Genomic DNA, 15,781 nt, shown 5'->3' with positions numbered 1-15,781 from the left:
TACGCTACGATAGAATCTGAATCACCTCATTTCCGTCCACGTTCATTGCTTCGCACCTCCTTCAATTAAAAGTCGTAAGTCCCGTGCCGTATGCTGAAGATGGCTGTGTTTGGTGATGTGTATTCCGGCGTGACAATCGGCTCGCCTTTATCGTTTAACTATCCTTCACCGGGAATGTAGTCGATAAATTGCCCGTGTCCATCGTGTGCTTGAACGTTTTCCGCAATGAAAATATTGTCATATTTTATATAAAATTGTAATATTGTAAATGAGTTGTTCTCTATAGCTTAACAACGAAGAAAATGATAAAAAGTAGGGAGATAGAATCTAGTGAATCAACCATTAATTAATATTGAACGTAAATTCAGACCCGAAATCGAAGGATTACGCGTTGTCGCGGCATTACTGGTAGCGGTTTATCATATATGGTTTAATCGTGTTTCTGGTGGGGTTGATGTATTCTTTGTAATTTCAGGTTTTCTTATTACTACTTCAATAATTTCCACAATTAATCGAACAGGGGAATTTCGTTTTCGGCCATATGTCACAAAGTTAATGAAAAGATTACTTCCTTCTGTATTTTTTATTCTTGCAATTGTTCTGGTTTTGAGTCAGTTTTTATTACCTAAATCAATTTTAGATAAAACTATACAGGAAGTATTTGCCTCAATGTTTTTTTATCAAAACTGGCAACTAGCTTTTTCGAGCACGGATTATTTAGATTCCACCCAAATGAAAACACCTGTTGAACACTTTTGGGCTTTGTCTATACAAGGACAATTTTATATAATTTGGTTTTTAATATTTACTTTAATTTTATTTTTAATAAAAAAATATAAATTAACTAAAGTTAAAACATTAATAAATACTATTTTAGGAGTATTATTTGTTTCTTCTTTTATATACTCAGTATATTTAACATCTGTCAATCAGCCATGGGCTTATTTCATTACGATGACACGTGTGTGGGAATTTGCTTTAGGTAGTTTGCTCTGTATCAATTTATCGTCAATTAAGGTAAATAAATTTACTGCTGCAGTGGTAGGTTGGCTGGGATTAATCGGTTTAATTTTAACTGGAATAGTTTTCAATGTATCTGAGATGTTTCCAGGGTATATTGCCTTATGGCCAATGACCTGCGCATTATTCATTGTTTTATCTGGAGCACGCGATACAAAATATGGTGTCAAACGCTTTTTAGGTTCAACTGTAATGGTAAGGCTAGGCGGAATTGCTTTTGGAATCTACTTGTGGCATTGGGTATTATTAGAATTCTATCGTTATAATGTCCAAGAAACTCCGGGATTTATCGTTGGAACTCTTATTATCATTTCATCAATTGCCCTTTCGTTTTTGATGACAAAATATATAGAAGAGCCAATTCGAAGCTCAAAGGACAATAAGTTCTCATTTAAGAGATTAGGGATAATGGGCAGTGTAAATGTACTCTTAATTGCATCGCTATTTATTGGGGCATATATAGATCAAAATAGACTGGAAAACAAAATAACGGATAAAAATTATCCCGGAGCGTTAGCTGCGAAAAATCCTGATGGTATACCTGATCAAGAACCAATACCTTCATTTTCTGAAGTCTTTAATGATTTACCACAGGCGCATTTGGATGGCAGTAATCAGGAGTTAGATGACAGCGACTTAAAGATAGGAGAATATGGAAAAACTAAAAATTACGATGCTACAATTGCTCTGATTGGCAGTTCTCATTCAGAACATTGGTTAGGGGCAATATTAGAAGCCACAAAAGATGAAAATTATCGAGTCTTGAGTTTGACTCGTTCAGGTACACGATTTTCAACAGGGTATTCGGATAATGATTTAAAAGGTATCTGGAACAATAATGTTAAAGATTATCTAAAGCATGCAGATGTAGATCTTATCGTTGCACAAGCCACAGCTTCTGATACGTCTAATAATAAAATACAACAACAAATGGTTGGTCAGCTGCAGTCTGTTAAAGATGAATATGGGATTGAAGTATTAGCTATTCGTGATGTTCCTAGATATAGTTTTAATGTATTGGAATCATTAGAAACAGGTGGACTAGAACACACTACAAAAAGAATGAATTCAGAAGATAATCAGAAAGACGAAAGCTTTTGGAGACAATTTGAAAATAAAAATGAATCATTAAATAAAATTGACTTAACTGATTACTTAAGAGTAAATGGAAAATTCCAGCCTGTTATTGGTAATATTATAATTTACCGAGATAATAGACATTTAACGAATACTTATTCTGAAAGTTTCGGGCCTATATTTGATGAAAAAATCAACGAGATACTCAAAGACTAACTATGTTTAAAGGAAATATAGTTAAAGGAAAATTTATTTGAAGTATAATGTGTTGGTTATCTTTTTATCTTGATTTAAAAAATCTAAGTTCTGTGAAAAGAAAAGGCCGAGGCTGAAGTGCACCCCAAAAGTTCAGAGTCAAAATCTGGAGTGACCCCTAAAAGTTAGACATGGTTATTTCATTAGGCAGCTTGGGTAAAATGAGTTCGGTACTGCACCGGACTCATTTTTAATTTTGCCTTCATGCGTTTCGTGTTGTAATAGTTTATGTAATTTTCTAATTCAAATTTAAACTGTTCTATACTTTCAAATTCCTTTAAATAAAGGAATTCAGACTTCATGATGCCAAAGAAATTCTCCATCACGGAATTGTCATAACAATTCCCTTTGCGAGACATACTTTGCACAATGCCTCTTGATTTAAGGGCCTGGCGATACTGTTTCATTTGATAATGCCAACCTTGATCTGAATGTATCAGTAGCTGGTGTTCCTCTGACAAACGATCTATAGCCTTTTCTAACATCTCTGAAACAAGTGAAAAGGTTGGTCTAGAGCCAATTGTGTAGGTAATGATTTCACCATTAAACAAATCTAATACAGGCTATAAATACAGCTTCTCGCCCAATAATTTAAATTCTGTAATATCCGTTACCCACTTCTCATTTGGCGCTTCCGCTGTAAAGTTACGATCCAAAATATTTGGTGCGATTTTACCGACCTTACCTTTATAAGATTTATATTTCTTCATACGAACGACGCATTTTAAACCAAGTTCTTTCATAATGCGTTGAACTTTCTTATGATTCACTTTTCGCCCACGATTCGCCAACCCATCACGAATACGACGATACCCATAACGCCCTTCGTGCTCCCCATAAATCGCTTGAATTTCATCCTTTAACTCGGCATCTGGATCAGGTCGATTCATCTTTTTTACTAAATTGTAATACGTGCTGCGTGGAATGTCCGCGAATGAAACAAGTGCCTTCACCGTGTATTTATGCCTTAATTCATAGATGACCTTTACTTTGTCTTCTTTGGTGATTTTCCCTTGGCTTGAACTAAGGCGTTCAACTTTTTTAAATACCCACTCATTTTCCATACGCAAACGATCAATTTCTGCTTGAAGTGCTTCTGTAGAGCCTTTTACCGGTACTGATTTTGGCTGTATCGTTGAATCTTTTTTCATGGATGGATGCCCCTTTTTCTTTGATTGAAGGGCACTGAATCCTTTTGTTTCAAATTGTTTCTTCCATTCTCGAAGAGAAGTAGGAGATGCTATTTTAAAGATAGCCGCTGTTTCAGTTAAGGACGTACCATTTTCAATCATAAAATTTAGTACGTCTAGTTTAAACTGTGTTGAATAATTTGTATATCGTTTTATAAAAGCTTCTACACCATTGTATTGATATTGTTTAGCCCATTTAAGAATCGCTTTATGATCTATTCCAATTGATTTAGCAATCTCATGGGAACTTTCATTGCCCTCTAAGTAACGTAGTGCTGCCTGTAATTTTTCTTCTGATGTATATTTCGCCATAAAAAACTGCTCCTCCAATTGTTAAATGTGTCTAACAATTGGAGAGCAGTTCATTCGAATATGTGATGCGCGTTTAGTGCCTCAAGAGTATTGGCGCTTAGTCGTTTCCGCAAAATGTGTCACATGAATTCGTAATCGCTGATCGTCATTGCCCGTAGGCCCACCGCCTTCATTTGCTTAAGGACGGTTGAGAGCACTTTATCAATCGAGTAACCTTTTGTGGATTTGCGTTAGAGGCGATGCTCTGAACAGATCGGATAAATCCGTCTGAACAACGAGTGATGCTTTACGTTTGGTCATAAGAAAAAAGCCTCCTTATTCGCCAGTTGACCGGTACATTGACCGTATCAATCCAACGTATAAGAAGGCTTTGTTTCAACGTTTTCCAACGTTTTAGTAGCGTCCCAGGAGAGATTCGAACTCCCGACCGACGGCTTAGAAGGCCGTTGCTCTATCCAGCTGAGCTACTGGGACATGATAAGAAGTATGTAATTCGTTTTTCTTTTTTGTCATCATCGCCTGACGACATTTATTATTATATCTGCTGTCCACCGTTAAGTCAATAACTTTTTTGAAAAAGTTTTTTTAAGTTTTTTCGGTGAAGGAGAGGATGAATCTCCTTCACCTACTATACAACTTTTTTGCGTTTTAGGAAAGGGTTGTTTTTAAATGCCAGCTTGGTAATTTTTCCCCATCCAATGTGTAGAAATCAACGATTGCCTTGTTTCCTTGTTTTTCGAGGATCGCGTATGTTTTGTACCGGCTGCCTTTTGGCAGGCGAATGCTGCCAGGGTTGATAAAGAGGCAGTCATCGATTTTTTCAGCCCCTGCGATGTGGGAGTGACCGAAGCAGACGATCTCTGCGCCCATTTCTTTCGCTTTGAGGCTCAAGTTGAGCAAGGTGGATTTCACATTAAATAGGTGTCCATGTGTAACATAGATAGACCATGTATCTAAGCTGATAACACTATCGGTCGGGAAATCATCACCAAAGTCGCAGTTGCCTTGTACAGCTGCATAAGGCTTAATGACATCATCCTCTTGAGACAGCTCCGAATCGCCGCAGTGGATAAAGATGTCTACATCATCCTTATGGCGGGCATATAGCTCGTGCAGTTCATCATAGAGTCCATGGCTGTCACTGACGATCAATGCTTTCATCCAAGCTTCGCCTCCAATGCTTTTAAGGCATTGGCACGGTGGCTGATTTTGTTCTTCACAGCCGGCTCTAGATTAGCCATGACCGTTTCTTTCTCGGGTACATAGAAGATTGGATCGTAGCCGAAGCCGTACTCACCCTGAGGCTCACGGGCGATATAGCCTTCACATGTTCCTGATACAGTAATGGTGCCGATTTCTGGACCGACCATCGCTATGGCACAATAAAATCTTGCCGTCCGCTTTTCGTCAGGAACGTCCTTCATTTCCTCTAGCACCTTTTCATAGTTTTCCCGGTCATTTTTAGCTGGTCCGGCATAGCGTGCGGAATACACGCCTGGACGGCCGTCCAGAGCGTCAATGATGAGCCCTGAGTCATCAGATAGGACGGTCATATTCATTTGCTCAGAGATCGCTTTCGCCTTCAGGATGGCATTCTCCTCAAAGGTTGTGCCTGTTTCCTCCACATCAATGGCGTCCTCGATATCGAGCAATGTCAGCACCTTGATGCCTTTTGGGGCGAAGAGTGCTTCAAACTCCTTCGCTTTCCCTTTATTCTTCGTTGCGATTAAAACGGTTTTCATAGTCTCTCTCCTCTCAAGATAAGAAAAAGCGCAGAATCTACGCTTTTACTTGATTTTCTCGGCAATCGGCCCTAATGCTTCCTTTTGCGCCGCAAATAATTGATGGATTCCTGCAGTCGCTAAATCAAGCAATTCATTTAATTGGGCACGGGTGAACGTCGCTTCCTCACCAGTTCCCTGTAATTCTACGAATTCCTCCGCTCCGGTCATGATCACATTCATGTCAACGAGTGCACGGGAGTCTTCATGATAGTTTAAGTCAAGAACGGCACCCAGCTCTTCAATGATTCCAACAGAGGTCGCAGCCAGGTATGATTTAAGCGGGAATGAAGCAATTCTGCCTGCTTCCTGCAATTTATGAAGCGCAAGTGCCATGGCAACGAATGCGCCGGTAATAGAAGCTGTGCGTGTTCCTCCGTCCGCCTGGATGACATCACAATCAATCCAGATGGTCTTCTCGCCTAACGCTTCAAGGTCAACAACCGCGCGGAGAGCTCGTCCGATCAGACGCTGGATTTCCATCGTTCTGCCGGTCACCTTCCCTTTTGTTGATTCCCTCATTGTCCGCTGCTCAGTCGCACGCGGAAGCATGGAATACTCAGCTGTGATCCAGCCTTTCCCTTCCCCGCGCATGAATGGCGGAACACGGTCATCCACACTCGCTGTGCAGATAACCTTCGTATCACCCACAGAAATCAGCACTGAGCCTTCCGGATGTTTAATATAATTCGTTTCTATATGTACGGGTCTTAACTCCTCAATTTTTCGACCATCAAATCTCATAAGTACCTCCTAATATGTTCCCATCATGCTTAAGTTTAGCATACCCTTTTTTAATTAAAAAGCATCCAAGACAATTGGGAGCAAAAAAGGCAAACCCGCACGCGCAGGCTTGCCCTTTCTCTCAATATTCGCCTGTGTTTAAGTTTTCCGGACGGGAGACTGGCTCGGTTAATTTCTTGCCGTCCTCCTGCATTAAATCATATTCCCCATTCACCTGGACGTCCACCTTTTCAATCCCTTTCTGTTCTGTTAAGGATAGGACCAATTCATTCAGCAGATGCTGAGATACGACCTTCTCCTCCCCATCAAAGCTTGAATAGATGGATTCATTGAAATTCAGACTGACGACACCATCCTTCACGCTTGGTTCATCGAGAAGCTCTGTATCGGGCCTGAATTCACTCACAAGCGGTGTAGAGTAGCCCGGCCCCTTAATCAAGCTCGCAAGGACCGCTTCCACATCCCCCTCCGCATTACTGATGCGCTTTGTCACAGGCACATAGTAATAATTATCTGTATCACCGGCCATGAAGTAGACCGTTACTGGACGCGTGTTCATAATGTCGCTAGATTCCGATGTATCTGTATTGATGCCCATATTTCTTGATGTATTGCTAGGGATGGCCGTTTTATTGACCGGCATTTCCTTCAGGGCTGTACCTTCAATTTGCAGCTTCACCTTCTTCACACCTTCAAACTGTGTGAGTGTCCAGGTGACGGCCTCCAGAATACTTGTCTCTTCCTCTGCCTTATATTCCTTAAACTCCTTCGAGAAGTCGACCGTTGCTACACCATCTTTAATATCAACGCTATTGATGCTTGTATCAGGCGGTAAGACGGCCTTGAAACCATTTGGAAGAATCTCGCTTATCGGGCCGTTGGCAACCATGTATTCAAGTGCCTGCTTGGCCTCATTTTCTGCTTTCGGAAGGGTCAATGTCTGTGGGACGACATAGCCGTTCGCATCAATCAGGTAGATCTCCGTTTGACTTGTACCTGCCTTTTCGCCTTTCTCCTCTGCTTTTTCAGCACCCTCTTCCTTGGCAGCCGCATCCTTTTCTTCTACCGTTCCGTCGCTCGTTTCTGTTTCAACATTCGCGGTTACCTCAGTCTCCGTTGAGTCCTCTAAGTATGCAATATCCTGCGGTGGGTCTATTTCTTCCTTCTTTTGAAAATCAAGCATCCCGCATCCCGATGCCAATGTGGTGGTCACAAGCAACGTGGCTGCTAATGCCGATTTTGTTCGTTTAGGCATACACCATACCTCCTCAGACTGTTTGTACTACATTTATACGAGGCTTGGCTTATTTTATGCCATCTTCCAAAAGAAAAAGTTCCGTGCATCCAACAAAAAAATCCCCCGTCAGGAGATTTTTTCTATAGAGATTTCTCTCACATATTCAGTGATGTAAGTTTAGCATGTTCAACCGTCTCAACCGTTTCTCCAAGCCATGAATAAGCAATGGATTTGAAGATTCTGCGGGAGCCTGTCGTATAAAAACGATAAGCAGGCTCTTCATTATCCAAATTCAGCATGCCAGTATGTTCAAGCAGCACGCTTGCTTCCCTGGCCGTTTCCTCGCTGGATGAGATTACTGTGACATATGACCCCATATAATTAGAGATGGGCTCCTTTAATAATGGATAATGGGTGCAGCCAAGAATGAGCGTATCCATGCTGCGATTCTTGAGCGGCTTCAAGGTTTCAGCCACAATTTTCTTCGCAATCGCACTATTCCATTCCCCGGATTCAACCAAAGGGACGAATTTCGGGCAGGCCAATGATTCAAGATGCACCTTTGGTTGGATGCTTAATAGAGCTTTATTATAGGCTTTGCTCTTGATGGTTCCGGCTGTGCCGATAATTCCGATATTCCTATTTTTAGAGACATCAATAGCCGCACGGGCACCTGGCTGAATGACACCGAGGACAGGAATGGGAAGCTTTTCCCTCATCTCCTCAAGCACAGCAGCCGTCGCTGTATTGCAGGCTATGATGAGCATCTTGATATTATGCTCAAGCAGGAAATTCGCCATCTCCCATGTGTATTGGCGTACTTCCTCCATCGGGCGCGGCCCGTAAGGACATCTTGCCGTGTCACCTAAGTAGATTAAGTTTTCATTGGGAAGCTGACGGATAAATTCCTTTAATACCGTTAAACCGCCAACCCCTGAGTCAATCAGACCGATTGGGTTCTGTCTATCCACTTCATATCGCCTCTATCTACATAATGCGTTTCTTTATCATGTACCGGTTCATTTTTATGAAACCTGGACTCTGTTTACTTTATCATTTGTCTGTGTTTTTTCCAACCCGTAAGGAGCACAAAAAAAAGAGAGCTTCGGCATGAAATCCAGCTCCCTGTCATGTGTGAAGGGGAAGCTGAACATCGCCTCTGCTCTTTCATTATATGGACTCATAAGGATTTGGACCAGAACCGCTCACTCTTTAAAGGAAAAGAGTGTCTATGTGCTTTTATAGTTCCAGCTCACCCATCCGAAGAAGTTCAACGACCGCTTGGGAACGGCCTTTTACGCCCAATTTCTGCATCGCATTGGATATGTGATTTCTCACGGTTTTCTCACTAATGAATAGATCCTTGGCGATTTCTTTCGTGGTTTTGTCCTGTACCAATAACTCAAATACTTCTCTTTCTCTTTTTGTGAGTAAAGGCTTGTGAGTGAAATCGTTCTCCTTCAACTATTGTAACCCTCCTTGCTGCCAGCCATAACCTTAGGATTGGGTATATATTTAGTCAAAATAGTGTATGTGATAGGTTGATAAGGAGTGACTATTTTGGAGAACCTCTTCAGGCTTTTTCAACATTTGTTTGAGGATGTTTATGGACGCTCTTTTGGAACAATTCCTTCATCTCATCTGTCCACGGGACAGACTTGCCCGTATGCCTAGAAATTTGAACAACCGTTCCCCGCCCGGTAAAGCAAGGGTTGCCGTCCTCCCGCATTCCCGCATAATGAATATCAACAGAGGAGCTGCCCACTTTCTCTGCTTTTACCATGATATGGATATTTTCGTCAAAGAATACTTGCTGAAGATAATCACATTGCAGATCGGCGACGACAGGGATGGTTTCTTTTCTTGTATCGACCCAATCCTGCATGAACCCCAAGCTCTTAAAATATTCAATCCTTGCTTGCTCAAAGTACGTAAATGGAACAGTATTGTTCAGGTGACCGAACATGTCCGTCTCAGAGAATCTCACCTTAATTGGATAACTGAAGGAGAAGCCCTCCATCCATTTTTTCATGTCATTTATATAACCAATCTTGCCCATGCATTTTTGCCCCTCTCTATAAATGAATGACTATTCATTCATTATATATAAAAACTAGCAAAAATGTCATTATTTTTACAATCAAAGAGGGACAAACCCATAAAAAAGACTGTTTTCCTTTATCATTCCAGCATAAAATTTTTTCACCTGACAACAACTTCTTCATTCTTGAAATCTATGAAAATATCATGATAGGATAGTTAAATCAGTTTGTGTGGAGATATTGGTCACCCTACGGCCAAAAATATATGTCTTGCGATACGTCTGCCATCTGAAATATGATTCATGGAGATGACAAACATTATGAATGCAGAAACAAGACTGCCCAGAAATGCCAAAGAAGGGATCCTGTTCTTACTGATTATCTCAATTATTTCAGTCAACACTATCGCTCCAATTATTATGGGACTAGAGCGAGGCTTCAGCAAAGATGTCTACATGGATACCTTAAAGATTATTCCATTCATGTGGGTGATTGTTGTGCTCTTAGTCAGACTAGTTGCCGGTCCGGTTGTCGGCAAAGTAATGCCTAAATTTATTGGAAAAACAGATGGTTTCAATGCAAGGATTTTATTAAATACATTATTGAATGTTACGGTCCTTTCCCTGTTGCTATCGATTATCGGATCATGGGTTGGCCTGGGAGAAATCAGCCTTGAACCTTTGAAAAACTTCCTTCATATCTGGCCTAGAAACTTTGCCGTTGCATTCTGGATTGAATTATTACTTGCACAGCCAATTGCACGATACGCAATGAAACGCATTCATTTAAAGCAGGATCAGAATAGAGAAATTGTGCATTCATAATTTTGCACTGAACGAATAATAAGGTTTTCAACCGTATGCAGCCGATTGGGTTTTGTCTATCCAATCGGCTTTTATTAAGAAAAGGCTGCGCCCAGTAAGCAGCCTTTCGATTTTATCTACTTTTCTTATACACTCATTTCTTAGTTAATCCAAAAACCAATAATCTTGTCATCCTATCTCATCAATACCCTTTCATTCCAAATCGATAGCCCCCAAAATAACAAAAGCATTTGATTTTGTTACTCAAATGCTTTTGTTAATCGTTATTTTTTATCTTTACAGTGCATGGAAGCTACATATCCAAATGTCATACCTGGCCCTAGCGTTGCCCCTGGTCCAGGGTAGGAATGCCCCATAATGGAAGCTGAACAGTTACCGCAAGCGTACACATTGTCGAAGACCGTTCCGTCTTCTTTTACGACCCTTGCGTATTCGTCCGTAACGACGCCGCCCTTTGTACCGATATCGCCCGGATAAACTTTCATAGCATAATAAGGAGCCTCATTGATTTCAAGTAAATTAGGATTTGGTAAGGAGGGATCCCCGTAATATCGATCGTGTGTTGTTTCTCCTCTATGGAAGTCTAAATCTTTTCCATTTCGAGCAAACTCATTGAATCTGTTCATCGTTTTAACTAAATTTCCTTTTGGAATATTTAATTTATTCTCTAATTCCTCGACTGTATCCCCTTTCAAAACAACACCATTCTCATAGTAGGCCTCAGGGAAATCCTGACCCGGGAATAGACCTGTAAAGATATATCTCTTCTTAGCTCGCCCATCCAAAATAATCCATGAGGTAATCGCTTTACCGCCCGTTTTTTCATTATGTTCATACATTTTATCGACGAACTCATGGTATGGCGTCGGTTCATTTATATATCTATTGCCATCTTGGTCAACGATAATCATATTCGGAAGACCTCTATCTGCAACTAAGAAAAAAGGCATTCCCAAGTGATTAATGACAGTAGGTGCACCCCACACCCTATCCATTAAACCAAACTTAGCATTTAGTTTAGCAAACGGTTCAATAATATCCCCCGTTTGCCCTTTTGGTGAACTTGTCCAGTTCACATCTTGCGGGCTTGGAAGATATTTTTCTCTCTTTGCTTGATCCCTGGAGAATCCTCCGGAACCAAAAATTAGCCCCTTATTGATTTTAATCGTCATTTGTTTTCCATCTTTGCTTACCTTTAGGCCAGTTACTTTGTCATTTTCGTATACAAAATTCACAAAAGGAGAGTTAAGCCAGATTTCACCATTTAAATCCTTATAGGTTAAGGCCATTCGAGCCATTAGAGCTCTACCTAATGCCGCATAATCTTTTTTAAATAATTTGTGCTTAATTAAACGCCATCCCAATGTTAAGGAAGCTCTTTTCCCTGCCCATGTTCTAGTAATCATATTAACCTTGACGAAATCCTGCCCTGTCATAACGAACCCTTTTGTATCCATAGCTGGAGGCAGAAGGGTATCCTTCCAATCTTGCAATTCATTGAGATCTATCACTTTTGGTTCAATCGATCTGCCTTTTCCTTTTCCACCTGGAACCGTCGGGTAATAGTCAGAGTAATCATTGGCATAGGAAAATCTCATATGCGGACCTAAATTATGCATATAATCCAGCATTTCGATTCCCTTTTTTAAATACGTTTCCTTAATTGTATCACTTACTAAATCTCCAACAGTTGAATCTAAATATAATTTAGCCTCTTCAAAACTGTCGGCAGCTCCCGCTTCAACCAAATATCGATTATTCGGAACCCATACACCTCCGCCAGATAAAGCGGAAGCTCCTCCAAAAAACTTTTCTTTTTCAATTAACAGCGTACTTAACCCCTCTTTTTTTGCTGTAATGGCAGCCGAAAATCCTGACGCACCAGAGCCAACTACTACAACATCATACTCATAATCCCACCCCATTTAAAAACCTCCTTATGATATTTTTAAAATTTCAATGAATATTCAGACAGTTAAATTTTACACTATTTAGCACATGTTATACAATAACTCATTAGACTTAATTAAACCTCTAAATCTTTAAACGATGAATGAAGTTATTTTTCCATACAATTGATTACAGCGGCTCAGAGAATCTCACCTTGATTGAATAACTGAAGGAGAAGCCCTCCAGCGATTTTTTCATGTCATCGATATAACCAATCTTGCCCATGCATTTTTGCCCCTCTCCAAAAATGAATTTCTATTCATTCTTTATATATAAAAACTAGCAAGAATGTAATTATTTTGATAATAAGGGGAGGAAAGCAACATCAATATAGTCTAGATTTAGGACGATTGAGCCCTGCTAGAGTCAACTAGCACTTTATACATCCGCAAAATAAAAGACACAGAAATAGCAGCCAGCCTTTCTGTGTCTATACTCAAAATCCTGTTATTACCTGAAGGTCTCTTTATCCTCCAAATAGCTTAAATAACTCAGCTTGCCCGCGATTCTATGCAGAATCATATTTCTTTCTCTTTGAAGCTTAACCATGGTGATTGCCCACCAAACGACAAAAATAATGGGAGCGATATAAATAACAATAATAGCAAGAGGAAGAACACCTGTTATAGTATTCACCCAAGACATCTCCATTGATATGACCATTCACCCTTTCTCTATTTCTTTTAATCTATAATCTATTCTCGTTCTTTATTGAAATCCCCTTTTCTTTAACAGATTTTTCTACCCCTCAAAGAAAAAGCCATCTTCCCAATCGGAAGATGGCCATTCTTACAATAGATTAAATATGATCGCTTCCAAACATATTTTTGAAAGCTTGCAAGTTTGTATCGCGGTTCAAAGCCGCAATGGATGTAGTCAACGGAATGCCTTTCGGACAAACCTGTACACAGTTTTGGGAGTTACCGCAATCCTGGATTCCTCCATCTCCCATTAAAGCGTTCAAGCGTTCTGCTTTATGCATCGCACCTGTTGGATGGGCGTTGAATAAGCGAACCTGTGAAACCGGAGCAGGTCCGATGAAGTTGGAATTGCTATTTACGTTCGGGCAAGCTTCAAGGCAAACGCCGCAAGTCATACATTTAGATAATTCATAAGCCCATTGGCGTTTCTTCTCAGCCATACGCGGCCCTGGTCCAAGATCATACGTACCGTCGATTGGGATCCAAGCTTTGACTTTTTTCAAGGAATCGAACATTCTGCTTCTGTCCACTTGAAGGTCGCGAATGACAGGGAATGTGCGCATTGGCTCAAGCACGATTGGCTGCTCAAGCTTGTCCACAAGAGCCGTACAAGATTGGCGCGGTCTTCCGTTAATCACCATGGAACACGCTCCGCACACTTCCTCAAGACAGTTCATATCCCAAGTGACAGGTTTCGTTTCTTTGCCGTCCTTTGTGACAGGATTGCGCCTGATTTCCATTAAGGCAGAGATGACATTCATGTTCTGGCGATAAGGCAGCTCGAATTCTTCGAAATATGGTTCAGAGTCCGGGTTGTCTTGGCGCTGAATTTTAAAGATTACCGTACTTTGCTCAGCCATGATTAATTAGCCCCCTTACTCTTAGTATAGTCGCGTTTCCGTGGCTTGATCAGTGATACATCAATGTCTTCGTAATAAATATTTGGTGCAGATTTGCTGTCAACGAAGTCAGCCATCGTTGTTTTCATGAAGTCCTCATCATTACGATCAGGGAAATCTGGTTTGTAATGGGCACCGCGGCTTTCATCACGCTTAAGGGCGCCAAGCGTAATAACGCGGGCCAATTGCAGCATGTTGAAGAGCTGACGTGTAAAGGAGGCACCTTGGTTGCTCCATTTCGCTGTATCATGGATATTAATGTTTTCCCATCTTTCCAATAGCTCTTGAATCTTATTATCTGTTTCTTGTAATTTATCATTGTAGCGGACAACCGTTACATTATCCGTCATCCATTCCCCTAATTCCTTATGAAGGGAATAGGCATTCTCTGTGCCGTTCATGGAAAGGATGTGATTCCATTTCTCTGTTTGCTCAAATACATGGTTATCATATAAAGAATCAGGCAGAGAATCTGCACTTCTTTCTAGTCCATTGACATAACGAACCGCACTTGGACCTGCAACACTTCCGCCATAGATGGCTGACAACAGGGAGTTAGCGCCTAAGCGGTTTGCCCCGTGCTGAGAAAAGTCACATTCTCCTGCAGCGAATAAACCAGGGATATTAGTCATTTGATCCATGTCAATCCACAAGCCGCCCATAGAATAGTGAACAGCCGGGAAGATTTTCATTGGAAGCTTGCGTGGGTCATCCCCTGTAAATTTCTCATAAATTTCAATGATTCCGCCAAGCTTGATGTCCAGCTCTTTCGGATCCTTATGGGAGAGATCCAAGTAAACCATGTTCTCGCCGTTGATACCCAGCTTCTGATTGACGCACACATCAAAAATCTCACGCGTCGCGATGTCACGAGGTACAAGGTTTCCGTAGGCAGGATATTTCTCCTCAAGGAAGTACCAAGGTTTGCCGTCTTTGTATGTCCAAATACGTCCACCCTCACCACGGGCAGATTCACTCATCAAGCGGAGTTTATCATCTCCTGGAATGGCAGTCGGGTGAATTTGGATGAATTCTCCGTTTGCATAGGTTGCCCCCTGCTGATAGACAATTGCCGCAGCAGATCCAGTGTTGATAATGGAATTCGTTGATTTCCCGAAGATGATTCCAGGTCCGCCTGTTGCCATGATGACGGCATCCGCACGGAATGCTTGAATGTCAGAAGACACAAGATTTTGGGCTACGATTCCGCGGCAGACCTTCTCATCGTCAAGAACGGCGCCTAGGAATTCCCAGCCTTCATATTTCTGAACAAGTCCTGCCACTTCATATCGGCGAACCTGTTCATCTAGTGCATATAATAATTGCTGGCCAGTAGTTGCCCCAGCAAATGCTGTTCTATGATATTGCGTACCACCGAAGCGTCTGAAATCAAGCAAACCTTCAGGTGTACGGTTAAACATTACCCCCATACGGTCGAACATATGAATGATGGACGGTGCTGCATCACACATCGCTTTAACTTGAGGCTGATTAGCCAAGAAGTCTCCGCCATAAACCGTGTCATCAAAGTGTTCCCAAGGTGAATCCCCTTCACCCTTCGTATTTACCGCACCATTAATGCCGCCTTGCGCACAAACGGAGTGGGAGCGTTTGACGGGTACGACTGAAAAAAGTTCTACTTTATGTCCAACTTCAGCGATTTTGATGGTAGCCATCAAACCAGCTAGACCACCGCCGACTACGATTATATTCCCTTTACTCATAAACCGACCCTCTCCTTATATAACT

13 protein-coding genes, 1 tRNA gene and 1 pseudogene are annotated in these 15,781 nt (G+C 41.2%); 2 read left to right on the top strand and 13 right to left on the bottom strand.

Annotated elements, in window-relative coordinates:
• Nucleotides 1–330: 330 nt before the first annotated feature.
• Nucleotides 331–2,313: an acyltransferase family protein gene (locus AC622_RS04455; RefSeq protein ID WP_049669954.1), complete on the top strand. Its 1,983-nt coding sequence runs from the start codon at nucleotides 331–333 to the stop codon at nucleotides 2,311–2,313.
• A gap of 182 nt (nucleotides 2,314–2,495) precedes the next feature.
• Here the strand turns inward: AC622_RS04455 and AC622_RS20515 are convergent.
• The 9 genes and pseudogenes from AC622_RS20515 to AC622_RS04405 form a co-directional block, all read right to left on the bottom strand.
• A pseudogene (locus tag AC622_RS20515) lies at nucleotides 2,496–3,854 on the bottom strand (IS3 family transposase).
• 400 nt (nucleotides 3,855–4,254) lie between these two features.
• A tRNA-Arg gene (locus tag AC622_RS04440) sits at nucleotides 4,255–4,328 on the bottom strand.
• 174 nt (nucleotides 4,329–4,502) lie between these two features.
• Complete coding sequence (locus AC622_RS04435; protein WP_049669953.1) at nucleotides 4,503–5,015, bottom strand: metallophosphoesterase family protein; 513 nt, start codon at nucleotides 5,013–5,015, stop codon at nucleotides 4,503–4,505.
• Nucleotides 5,012–5,596: an XTP/dITP diphosphatase gene (locus AC622_RS04430; RefSeq protein WP_049669952.1), complete on the bottom strand. Its 585-nt coding sequence runs from the start codon at nucleotides 5,594–5,596 to the stop codon at nucleotides 5,012–5,014. The genes AC622_RS04435 and AC622_RS04430 overlap by 4 nt, the downstream gene beginning before the upstream one ends.
• Before the next feature lie 45 nt (nucleotides 5,597–5,641).
• Nucleotides 5,642–6,379 carry a ribonuclease PH gene (gene rph / locus AC622_RS04425; RefSeq protein WP_049669951.1) on the bottom strand — a complete coding sequence of 246 codons (738 nt, stop codon included), beginning with the start codon at nucleotides 6,377–6,379 and terminating at the stop codon, nucleotides 5,642–5,644.
• 121 nt (nucleotides 6,380–6,500) lie between these two features.
• Nucleotides 6,501–7,634 (bottom strand): GerMN domain-containing protein, encoded by a 1,134-nt coding sequence (locus AC622_RS04420; RefSeq protein ID WP_049669950.1) that lies wholly within the window; start codon nucleotides 7,632–7,634, stop codon nucleotides 6,501–6,503.
• A 137-nt stretch (nucleotides 7,635–7,771) separates the two neighbouring features.
• On the bottom strand, nucleotides 7,772–8,587 hold the full coding sequence (racE, locus tag AC622_RS04415) for a glutamate racemase (protein WP_049669949.1): 816 nt from the start codon (nucleotides 8,585–8,587) through the stop codon (nucleotides 7,772–7,774).
• A 268-nt stretch (nucleotides 8,588–8,855) separates the two neighbouring features.
• Nucleotides 8,856–9,080 (bottom strand): helix-turn-helix domain-containing protein, encoded by a 225-nt coding sequence (locus tag AC622_RS04410; protein ID WP_049669948.1) that lies wholly within the window; start codon nucleotides 9,078–9,080, stop codon nucleotides 8,856–8,858.
• Nucleotides 9,081–9,189: 109 nt separating this feature from the next.
• Entirely contained in the window at nucleotides 9,190–9,675 is a 486-nt protein-coding gene (locus AC622_RS04405; RefSeq protein WP_049669947.1) for an acyl-CoA thioesterase, read from the bottom strand.
• 303 nt (nucleotides 9,676–9,978) lie between these two features.
• Between AC622_RS04405 and AC622_RS04400 the strand changes: the two genes are divergently transcribed.
• Nucleotides 9,979–10,482 carry a hypothetical protein gene (locus tag AC622_RS04400; RefSeq protein WP_049669946.1) on the top strand — a complete coding sequence of 168 codons (504 nt, stop codon included), beginning with the start codon at nucleotides 9,979–9,981 and terminating at the stop codon, nucleotides 10,480–10,482.
• Nucleotides 10,483–10,745: 263 nt separating this feature from the next.
• Here AC622_RS04400 and AC622_RS04395 read toward each other — a convergent pair whose 3' ends face one another.
• The 4 genes from AC622_RS04395 to sdhA form a co-directional block, all read right to left on the bottom strand.
• The gene (locus AC622_RS04395) at nucleotides 10,746–12,407 is read right to left on the bottom strand and encodes an FAD-dependent oxidoreductase (protein WP_049669945.1); all 1,662 of its coding nucleotides are present in this window, start codon (nucleotides 12,405–12,407) and stop codon (nucleotides 10,746–10,748) included.
• Between the two features lie 475 nt (nucleotides 12,408–12,882).
• Nucleotides 12,883–13,068: a hypothetical protein gene (locus tag AC622_RS04390; RefSeq protein WP_156185553.1), complete on the bottom strand. Its 186-nt coding sequence runs from the start codon at nucleotides 13,066–13,068 to the stop codon at nucleotides 12,883–12,885.
• A 163-nt stretch (nucleotides 13,069–13,231) separates the two neighbouring features.
• A complete protein-coding gene (gene sdhB / locus AC622_RS04385) occupies nucleotides 13,232–13,993 on the bottom strand; it encodes a succinate dehydrogenase iron-sulfur subunit (RefSeq protein WP_049669943.1) in 762 nt (253 codons plus the stop codon).
• Nucleotides 13,994–13,995: 2 nt separating this feature from the next.
• Nucleotides 13,996–15,756 (bottom strand): succinate dehydrogenase flavoprotein subunit, encoded by a 1,761-nt coding sequence (gene sdhA / locus AC622_RS04380; RefSeq protein WP_049669942.1) that lies wholly within the window; start codon nucleotides 15,754–15,756, stop codon nucleotides 13,996–13,998.
• Between the last annotated feature and the right edge of the window lie 25 nt (nucleotides 15,757–15,781).

Origin of the sequence: Bacillus sp. FJAT-27916, assembly GCF_001183965.1 — a bacterium.
Lineage (GTDB): Bacteria > Bacillota > Bacilli > Bacillales > Pradoshiaceae > Pradoshia.
This window is presented reverse-complemented; position numbering and strand designations above follow the sequence as displayed.

Excerpts from the sequence above, each read along its gene's own strand:
- AC622_RS04435 (WP_049669953.1), bottom strand. The coding sequence starts at position 5,015 with ATGAAAGCATTGATCGTCAGTGACAGCCATGGACTCTATGATGAACTG.
- AC622_RS04430 (WP_049669952.1), bottom strand. The coding sequence starts at position 5,596 with ATGAAAACCGTTTTAATCGCAACGAAGAATAAAGGGAAAGCGAAGGAG.
- rph (WP_049669951.1), bottom strand. The coding sequence starts at position 6,379 with ATGAGATTTGATGGTCGAAAAATTGAGGAGTTAAGACCCGTACATATA.
- AC622_RS04420 (WP_049669950.1), bottom strand. The coding sequence starts at position 7,634 with ATGCCTAAACGAACAAAATCGGCATTAGCAGCCACGTTGCTTGTGACC.
- AC622_RS04405 (WP_049669947.1), bottom strand. The coding sequence starts at position 9,675 with ATGGGCAAGATTGGTTATATAAATGACATGAAAAAATGGATGGAGGGC.
- AC622_RS04400 (WP_049669946.1), top strand. The coding sequence starts at position 9,979 with ATGAATGCAGAAACAAGACTGCCCAGAAATGCCAAAGAAGGGATCCTG.
- AC622_RS04395 (WP_049669945.1), bottom strand. The coding sequence starts at position 12,407 with ATGGGGTGGGATTATGAGTATGATGTTGTAGTAGTTGGCTCTGGTGCG.
- sdhB (WP_049669943.1), bottom strand. The coding sequence starts at position 13,993 with ATGGCTGAGCAAAGTACGGTAATCTTTAAAATTCAGCGCCAAGACAAC.
- sdhA (WP_049669942.1), bottom strand. The coding sequence starts at position 15,756 with ATGAGTAAAGGGAATATAATCGTAGTCGGCGGTGGTCTAGCTGGTTTG.